The sequence below is a fragment of the Pontibacillus marinus BH030004 = DSM 16465 genome, assembly GCF_000425225.1.
GTDB classification, from domain to species: domain Bacteria; phylum Bacillota; class Bacilli; order Bacillales; family BH030062; genus Pontibacillus; species Pontibacillus marinus.
Map to the genome: position 1 here is coordinate 25931 of NZ_KE384337.1, position 7215 is coordinate 33145.

Consider the following 7215-nt stretch of genomic DNA (forward strand, 5'->3'; position numbering starts at 1 on the left):
TCGCCTACCCGAGCAATTCCATCGCCTACCCGAGCAATTCCGTCGCCTACCCGAGGGAATACTGTTCCTTCCCACAAGAACATAGCCCGCCGCACTCCATAAAAGCAACGGAACCACCCTGCATCAGCTAATTTCACATTACTGCCAGATTGCTGAATAACTTTTTGTTGATCTGCAAGCACTAAAAAACCCCAACGAATAGTCGTTGGAGTTCTTTTTATGCACCGCTACTAACAATTTCAACTCGGTCAATAAAGTCTAGCTTGTTAAAGTTTTGGAGCATTTGTTCAATGGATATTGTCATACTACTTGTATTTATAGATAGTGTGACATTTGCTTTTCCTTGTAAAGGGATGGTTTGATTAATGGTCAAAATATTACACCCAGATTGAGCAACCATCTTTAATAATTCAGATAACGTACCCGATCGATCCTCTAAGTGAAAAAACAAGGTGATGATTTTTTCCTTCACCATCGATTGGAACGGGTACACAGCATCCCGATACTTATAAAACGCACTACGGCTTAAGTCCACTTGCTGGACAGCTTCATGCACAGATTCCACTTTTCCACGTTCAAGCAAAGCTTTTGCTTCTAACGTTTTTTGCATCGATTCTGGTAAAACATCGCTTCGTACAAGGTAAAATTGATCATCATTTTGGGCCATATGTCCTAACCCCTTTACACGGTCTATTCAATAAATTCGAATTCAAAGTCCATCAGGCGTATTGTGTCGCCATCTTTCGCTCCTCGCTCACGCAGGGCATCATCCACACCCATACCGCGTAACTGGCGAGAGAAGCGTGCCACTGTCTCATCGCGGGAGAAGTCCGTCATATGGAAGAGCTTTTCAATCTTCGGTCCACTTAATACGAACGCTCCATCTGGGTCACGTGTAATCTTAAATGGCTCTTCCTCTTCTTTGAAGCTATAAACCACACGTTCATCTTTTTCTTCAATTGGTGTGGTGTCTTTCGGAATCTTATCCAACAGATCAGCAATCGCAAATAAGGCTTCACTTAACCCTTCACGAGTAATTGAAGAAACAGGAAAGATCTGATATCCCTCGCCAATTTGTTCCTTGAACAGTTCAAGGTTTTCTTCAGCTTCTGGCATATCCATTTTACTCGCAACAATTACTTGAGGTCGATCCATTAAGCGTTCATCATATTGCTCAAGCTCACGGTTAATCGTTACAAAATCCTCATAAGGATCGCGAGCTTCCATGCTAGCCATATCGACTACATGAACAATAACACGTGTACGCTCGACGTGACGTAGGAACTGATAACCTAAACCAACGCCTTCATGAGCTCCTTCAATTAATCCTGGAAGGTCAGCCATAACGAAGCTACGATGGTCTTTTGTTTCTACAACCCCCAAGTTAGGAGAAAGTGTTGTGAAATGATATTCAGCAACCTTTGGCTTTGCTTTACTTACTGTTGATAAAAGCGTGGATTTTCCGACACTCGGATAACCAACTAGTCCAACATCCGCCATTAACTTAAGTTCCAACGTAATATTACGTTCTTGACCAGGCTCGCCATTTTCAGAGATTTCCGGGGCAGGGTTTCTTGGAGAAGCGAACTTCAGATTACCACGACCTCCACGCCCTGCTTTAGCGATAACTGCTCGTTGCTTGTGTTCAACTAAGTCTGCAAGCACTTCACCTGTATCAACATCTTTCACTGTGGTACCGGGTGGAACAGGAATAACATAGTCGTCTGCATTTTTTCCATGCATCCCTTTCCCCATTCCATTTTCACCGCGCTTCGCCTTAAAATGACGCTGATAGCGGAAATCCATAAGCGTGTTTAAACCTTCATCCACTTCAAACACGATGTCTCCACCATTACCACCGTCACCGCCGGCTGGTCCACCTTTAGGTACATATTTTTCACGACGGAAGGCTGCACTACCATTACCGCCATCGCCAGCTTTTACATATATGCTAACCGCATCTACAAACATATTCTTCACCTCTCATTTAGAAGCAGTTTCATGGTGTAGGTGTGTCCATTTTCACTTTCCACTGCTTGTACATCCTTAAGATAGGATTGACCTCCCAAACGATCTAAAAGGTCTTTGTTCTTATCTAAATCTCCATCTACACTTAACGATACTTCAGGTTTATCTTGTCCACTCACAACGAGCGTAACCATATAAAGCTTTAATGAATTTATAAAATCTCCAAAGATATTCATGACATTTTGACTATTCTCCATTAACGCTTGATCATGTTGTTCCAGGTTATGCTGCGATTGTATGGAGTACGTTAATCGGAAATGATCATATTGGGTATTGAATCGAATAACCCAAAGGGCGAAGTGTGGTGATTGAAGTTTCATCAGCTTCGATTCCTCTTGGGAGTCCTGAATAATATCCTGAAGTTTTTCCTGCACCTTCTCCATTTTCCCCATAGAAGCATACCCATGTAGAATCTGCAACTGATTCATCCAATCATGTCGATAATGACTCAATAAATTCGTCACTTCGTTCACTTTCATCCAAAATCCGCCCCTTTTTTCTTTCTAATATGAAAAGTATAGCAAATTATGGACATATTCGAAATAAATACTATGTTCACAAAGTCTTATAAAAGACATTCTGGTATAATTCTATTTCTCTAGCGACCATTAAAAAAGCTCTAACCCAATGGGCTAGAGCTTAAAGCTAGTTCGCTTATGCTTCTTGTGGATAAACGCTAACTTTTTTACGGTTACGACCGTAACGTTCGAACTTAACAACACCATCTACTTTAGAGAATAGTGTGTCGTCACCACCGATGCCTACGTTAGCACCTGGGTAAACTTTTGTTCCACGTTGACGGTAAAGGATCGCGCCTGCTTTAGCCTGTTGACCATCAGCACGCTTCGCTCCAAGACGCTTAGACTCAGAATCACGACCGTTTTTCGTACTACCTACACCCTTCTTCTGGGCGAAAAACTGTAGATTTAGACGTAGCATTGGGCTGCACCTCCTTATCAATTGATCGTCATATATTCACCATAATCTCGCTCTATGGTTTCGAGTGATACCATCATTCCCTCTAACAACAATGTAGCCTTTTCGTAAGTATCAGATGACAATTGTTCAGGTAATTCAACCCTTAAATAGCCACCTTCGCCACCTTGTTCGATATGAGGTTCGAATTCACACAGTTTCATAACAGCATTCACCGCACCAAAGGAGACAGCGGAAACAGCAGCACATACAATATCATGACCATATGGGCCACTTTCAGCATGACCACTAATTTCAAAAGCTGATATTTGACCATGTTCATTTCTCGTTACAAGTACTTGTATCATGATCGAACCTTACGCTTTGATGCTCTCAACTGTAAGCTTTGTGTAAGGTTGACGATGACCTTGTTTACGCTTGTAGTTCTTTTTTGGCTTGTACTTGAATACGTTGATTTTCTTCTGACGACCTTGTTTTTCAACTTTAGCCGTTACAGAAGCACCGTCTACGTATGGAGCGCCTACTTTTGTTTCGCCGCCACCTACTACAAGTACTTTGTCGAACGTTACGTTTTCACCATCAGCAGCATCAACTTTTTCAACGAAGATGGATTGACCTTCTTCTACTTTGATTTGCTTGCCGCCTGTTTCAATAATTGCGTACATACTTGCACCTCCTTATAATACTCAGACTCGCCATGCAGGTGCCTCTCGGGCTTTTAGAACCTGTTTTGAGCGGTTGTAGCAACAGGTGCTACGATCGTTAACGTACAAATGTTACCACGTTTCAAAACAACCTGTCAAGAACATTCTCCTTATAAAAGGAACGTTCTTCCAGAGTAGCCACATTTCCGACATGTATAATGCGGAAAGGCACATGACTCTCCCTATTATTCAGGACATAGACATCTTTGTAAAGGATTGATTTCAACTTTTTCATATCTATTCTTTCCTTGAAGGCCTCTATCACATCAGGATGAGCTTCAATTGCAATGATATCCTGATCGTTTGATTGATAGGACAATAACATTCTCTCTAATTGATAGGCCTCAGAAGCTCTTGACATCATAGTACTTTGAGAATGATCTTTTCCGAGAACACTAGACAAAGATGGTGCTTCACGTTTTCGAGTCATTTCTAAAATTCCTAGACGTGTAAACCCAAAAATTTGTGTACGAACATAGTCCTGTCTCAACTGCTTTTTGAAATAACTCACGACTCGTTCTTGATCCTTCTCATCTTTCATATCAATAAAATCAATCAAAATCATGCCAGATAAATTTCGCAAACGAATCTGTTTGGCAGCTTCTTTTGCTGCTTCCTGATTCGTTTTTAAGACAGAATTTTTCTTATTGCTTGTATTGGTATGCTTCGCTGTATTAACGTCCATCACAACCATTGCCTCGGTTTGGTCGATAACAAGTTGAGCCCCGCTATCAAGCGTGATGGTTCGTGTTAACAATTTCTCGCTAATGGATTCAGCTGAGAATGGCATATGGTTTTGGATATCAGCAACCCATTTTGTTTTTTTCCCTAACTCAGGTATTCGCTTTTGAATTCGTTGTTTCATGTCCAGATTATCAACTAAGATGCTCTCAATATCCCCCTCCGGAAAACGACGAAGTAAGCGATCTGGAATATCAAAGTCTTCTAATATCGTTTTCGGTGGTTTTTCATTTCGGTACTGTTTAGAGAGATTTGTCCAACGTTCACGTAGCGACCCTAACTCCCTTTCGAGTTCCTCCAGCGAAACCTCCGCTGAATGTGTACGAAAAATTAAACCTTCTTCACTCTGACAGGCTTCACCTGCCCATGCTTTTAAATGACTGCGTTGTTCATCAGTCATTTTCCTTGAAACAGCAAAATAATTACCAAATGGAAGGTACACTAAATTACGACCTGGAAGCGTTACGTTAGCAGTGAGCTGAGCTCCTTTTTGATCATAAGCGTCCTTCATCACTTGAACCCACACTTGCTGACCTTCATGAACAACTCGCTCAATAGGTTTACTTGTATCTTTTCTTGCTTCAGGAATTTCTTGTTTCTTTAAAAAACCAAGTTTAGGCTGCCCAAAATCAACAAAGGCAGCCTGTAAACTTGATTCGATATTCACGATTCGTCCCTTATATATATTCCCAATGAGGCTTTTTTCCTCGGGCCTTTCAATCAGAACTTGTTCTAATGAATCATTTTGATAGACCATCGCCCATTTTTCAGTAGGGACAGTCTGTAAATAAATCGTCTTCATCGATATCTCATCCTTACGTTGCAAACCACTCCACCATCTCTTTAGCCTTTGCACGCGTTTGCTTCAAAGTAAAGAAGTAATACAAACATTCTCCTTCATCAATGAGCGCACGCTTTTGATTATGTAATGTTACACAGATTTGATGGTGTGTACCGCGTTTAAATTGTCGAAAAATATCCATGATCGGCATGTCCTCACCAACATGGATCGCGCGAATCTTCTTCACATGCTCCTGACTTTCTTGTTGCCTTTTCATCAAGTAACGAAGAAACGCATACCTTTTCTGTTTCCATTCTATCCGATTTTCCCACATTAAAAAACAAGCAAGCAAAATCGTGCTCATGGAAAACGGGAAAAACATTAGTGCGGCACCGAACGCAACGAATAAACTCACGATAGAAAGTGTTAAAAACGTCGCTTGAGCTTTTACAAAAGGAAGGTACACAGAAAGGAATAAGAATACTAGCTTCCCTCCATCAAGTGGCCAGATCGGTAAGATATTAAAGCAAAAAATTAAAAGGTTGTACAGAGTTAACAGCTCAATCACACCGGTTGATAACAACTCGGTTGATTCTGCAAACAAAATAAATAACCAAATCCAAATATGTTGAAACGGGCCGGCTAAAATCACAAGCACTTCTTCTTTTATTGGGCGAGTGTGGTACTCATCCGTTTCTAACACTCCCCCAAAAGGCCAGATCATTACGGACCGTATGCGCCAATTAAAATAGCGAGCCATCCCGTAATGACCAAGCTCATGGAAAAGCACGATTGAGAAAATGATCAGCAATTGAATAAGGGACCCAGTGAGTACACCAACACCGATAAGAAACCAAAACATAGGATGTATATGAAAATGATTAACGGCTTTAAGGCTGATCATTGACCTGAATCACCTGGATAGGATCGATATAGTCATCCCCTTTTTGAATAGCAAAATAAAGATGCTGATCCCCATTTGATGAAGGTGTGGTAGTACCGATAATTTTCCCGCTGTTCACATGCTCGTACACATTCACATCAATTTCATTTAAAAATCCATAGTACGTTTTGCTACCATCAGCGTGCTGGATTACGACTGTTTTCCCTGTGTCTTTTTTGTTTCCTGCCTCAATGACCGTTCCACCTTTTGAAGCTTTTACTTGTTCTTCTTGAGATGTTTCAATTACGATTCCTTGTCCATTCTTTTGAAAAGATTCACTAATTGTTCCATTAACAGGTAAGGCATGCTGAGCTGTAACAGGTTGTACATCATTTGAACCTGGAGTTTGGGGAAGAAATGCTAATGGCTCGCCAAACTTCTCCTGATACCATTGGTTAACAGCCGCAAATTGAAATTCTTCCGTTACAGCATCTGTCACCCAGCTCTTAGGCTTTTGTAAAAAGTTCGCCTCCATCCGATAGAGGATGGCGACTGAGAAGAATAAAACAGCTGCGAGAATAGCTTTAAACACAAAAGCTGATAGCAACTGCGCATTCGCACTTTGCCTCTCCTCTCCCTGTGTAAAAGGCAAGTAGCCGTATTTCTCCTCCTCCTGTACATATGAAACTGGCGTTGAAGCAGACCTTTTCCCCTTCAATTCTCTTTCTTTTTTACGTTGAGCGATACTTTTCCGAATATCACGCACATTTCGTTTCATAAGCGTCTCCTCATTCCTTATCAATTCTTTGTACAAGTCTATGAGGGGATGGATGGATATATGAAAAAGAATGTTTGTTTAAGTGATGAGGGAAAATAACTTTTGGGATTTTCCGGTCTGGGCGGGGGATTCTACTCCGCGGGCGGGGGATTCTACTCCCCGGGCGTGGGATTCTCCTTCTCGGGCGTGGGATTCTACTCCCCGAGCGTGGGATTCTACTCCGCGGGCGTGGGATTCTACTCCGCGGGCGTGGGATTCTACTCCCTGGGCGTGGGATTCTCCTCCCCGGGCGTGGGATTCTCCTCCCCGGGCGTGGGATTCTACTCCCCGGGCGGGGGATTCTACTCCCCGGGCGTGGGATTCT

The 7215-nt window shown here is 42.0% G+C and carries 10 protein-coding genes and 1 other annotated feature; all 10 genes read right to left on the bottom strand.

All coding sequences use genetic code 11. The features are described 5' to 3' along the window. Positions 1–182 (bottom strand): hypothetical protein (locus H514_RS24895; protein WP_036849524.1); only part of this gene is annotated, 182 nt, incomplete at its 3' end. 35 nt (positions 183–217) lie between these two features. After that, entirely contained in the window at positions 218–667 is a 450-nt protein-coding gene (locus H514_RS0121500; protein WP_027448821.1) for an ACT domain-containing protein, read from the bottom strand. A 23-nt stretch (positions 668–690) separates the two neighbouring features. Beyond that, positions 691–1971: a GTPase ObgE gene (gene obgE, locus H514_RS0121505; RefSeq protein ID WP_027448822.1), complete on the bottom strand. Its 1281-nt coding sequence runs from the start codon at positions 1969–1971 to the stop codon at positions 691–693. A gap of 5 nt (positions 1972–1976) precedes the next feature. Then, a complete protein-coding gene (locus H514_RS0121510) occupies positions 1977–2507 on the bottom strand; it encodes a Spo0B domain-containing protein (RefSeq protein ID WP_027448823.1) in 531 nt (176 codons plus the stop codon). Positions 2508–2682: 175 nt separating this feature from the next. Continuing rightward, entirely contained in the window at positions 2683–2967 is a 285-nt protein-coding gene (rpmA, locus tag H514_RS0121515) for a 50S ribosomal protein L27 (protein ID WP_027448824.1), read from the bottom strand. A gap of 17 nt (positions 2968–2984) precedes the next feature. After that, a complete protein-coding gene (locus tag H514_RS0121520) occupies positions 2985–3311 on the bottom strand; it encodes a ribosomal-processing cysteine protease Prp (protein ID WP_027448825.1) in 327 nt (108 codons plus the stop codon). Between the two features lie 9 nt (positions 3312–3320). Then, positions 3321–3629 (bottom strand): 50S ribosomal protein L21, encoded by a 309-nt coding sequence (rplU, locus tag H514_RS0121525; protein WP_027448826.1) that lies wholly within the window; start codon positions 3627–3629, stop codon positions 3321–3323. 13 nt (positions 3630–3642) lie between these two features. Then, positions 3643–3714, bottom strand: a sequence feature (ribosomal protein L21 leader region). Positions 3715–3750: 36 nt separating this feature from the next. Next, positions 3751–5211, bottom strand: a complete 1461-nt coding sequence (locus H514_RS0121530; protein ID WP_154657440.1) for an Rne/Rng family ribonuclease — start codon at positions 5209–5211, stop codon at positions 3751–3753. Positions 5212–5224: 13 nt separating this feature from the next. Beyond that, positions 5225–6094 carry a M50 family metallopeptidase gene (locus tag H514_RS23730; protein ID WP_051255278.1) on the bottom strand — a complete coding sequence of 290 codons (870 nt, stop codon included), beginning with the start codon at positions 6092–6094 and terminating at the stop codon, positions 5225–5227. Beyond that, positions 6081–6851 carry a M23 family metallopeptidase gene (locus tag H514_RS0121540; RefSeq protein ID WP_027448828.1) on the bottom strand — a complete coding sequence of 257 codons (771 nt, stop codon included), beginning with the start codon at positions 6849–6851 and terminating at the stop codon, positions 6081–6083. The genes H514_RS23730 and H514_RS0121540 overlap by 14 nt, the downstream gene beginning before the upstream one ends. Between the last annotated feature and the right edge of the window lie 364 nt (positions 6852–7215).

Excerpts from the sequence above, each read along its gene's own strand:
- H514_RS0121500 (WP_027448821.1), bottom strand. The coding sequence starts at position 667 with ATGGCCCAAAATGATGATCAATTTTACCTTGTACGAAGCGATGTTTTA.
- rpmA (WP_027448824.1), bottom strand. The coding sequence starts at position 2,967 with ATGCTACGTCTAAATCTACAGTTTTTCGCCCAGAAGAAGGGTGTAGGT.
- H514_RS0121520 (WP_027448825.1), bottom strand. The coding sequence starts at position 3,311 with ATGATACAAGTACTTGTAACGAGAAATGAACATGGTCAAATATCAGCT.
- H514_RS0121540 (WP_027448828.1), bottom strand. The coding sequence starts at position 6,851 with ATGAAACGAAATGTGCGTGATATTCGGAAAAGTATCGCTCAACGTAAA.
- H514_RS0121530 (WP_154657440.1), bottom strand. The coding sequence starts at position 5,211 with ATGAAGACGATTTATTTACAGACTGTCCCTACTGAAAAATGGGCGATG.
- obgE (WP_027448822.1), bottom strand. The coding sequence starts at position 1,971 with ATGTTTGTAGATGCGGTTAGCATATATGTAAAAGCTGGCGATGGCGGT.
- H514_RS0121510 (WP_027448823.1), bottom strand. The coding sequence starts at position 2,507 with ATGAAAGTGAACGAAGTGACGAATTTATTGAGTCATTATCGACATGAT.
- H514_RS23730 (WP_051255278.1), bottom strand. The coding sequence starts at position 6,094 with ATGATCAGCCTTAAAGCCGTTAATCATTTTCATATACATCCTATGTTT.
- rplU (WP_027448826.1), bottom strand. The coding sequence starts at position 3,629 with ATGTACGCAATTATTGAAACAGGCGGCAAGCAAATCAAAGTAGAAGAA.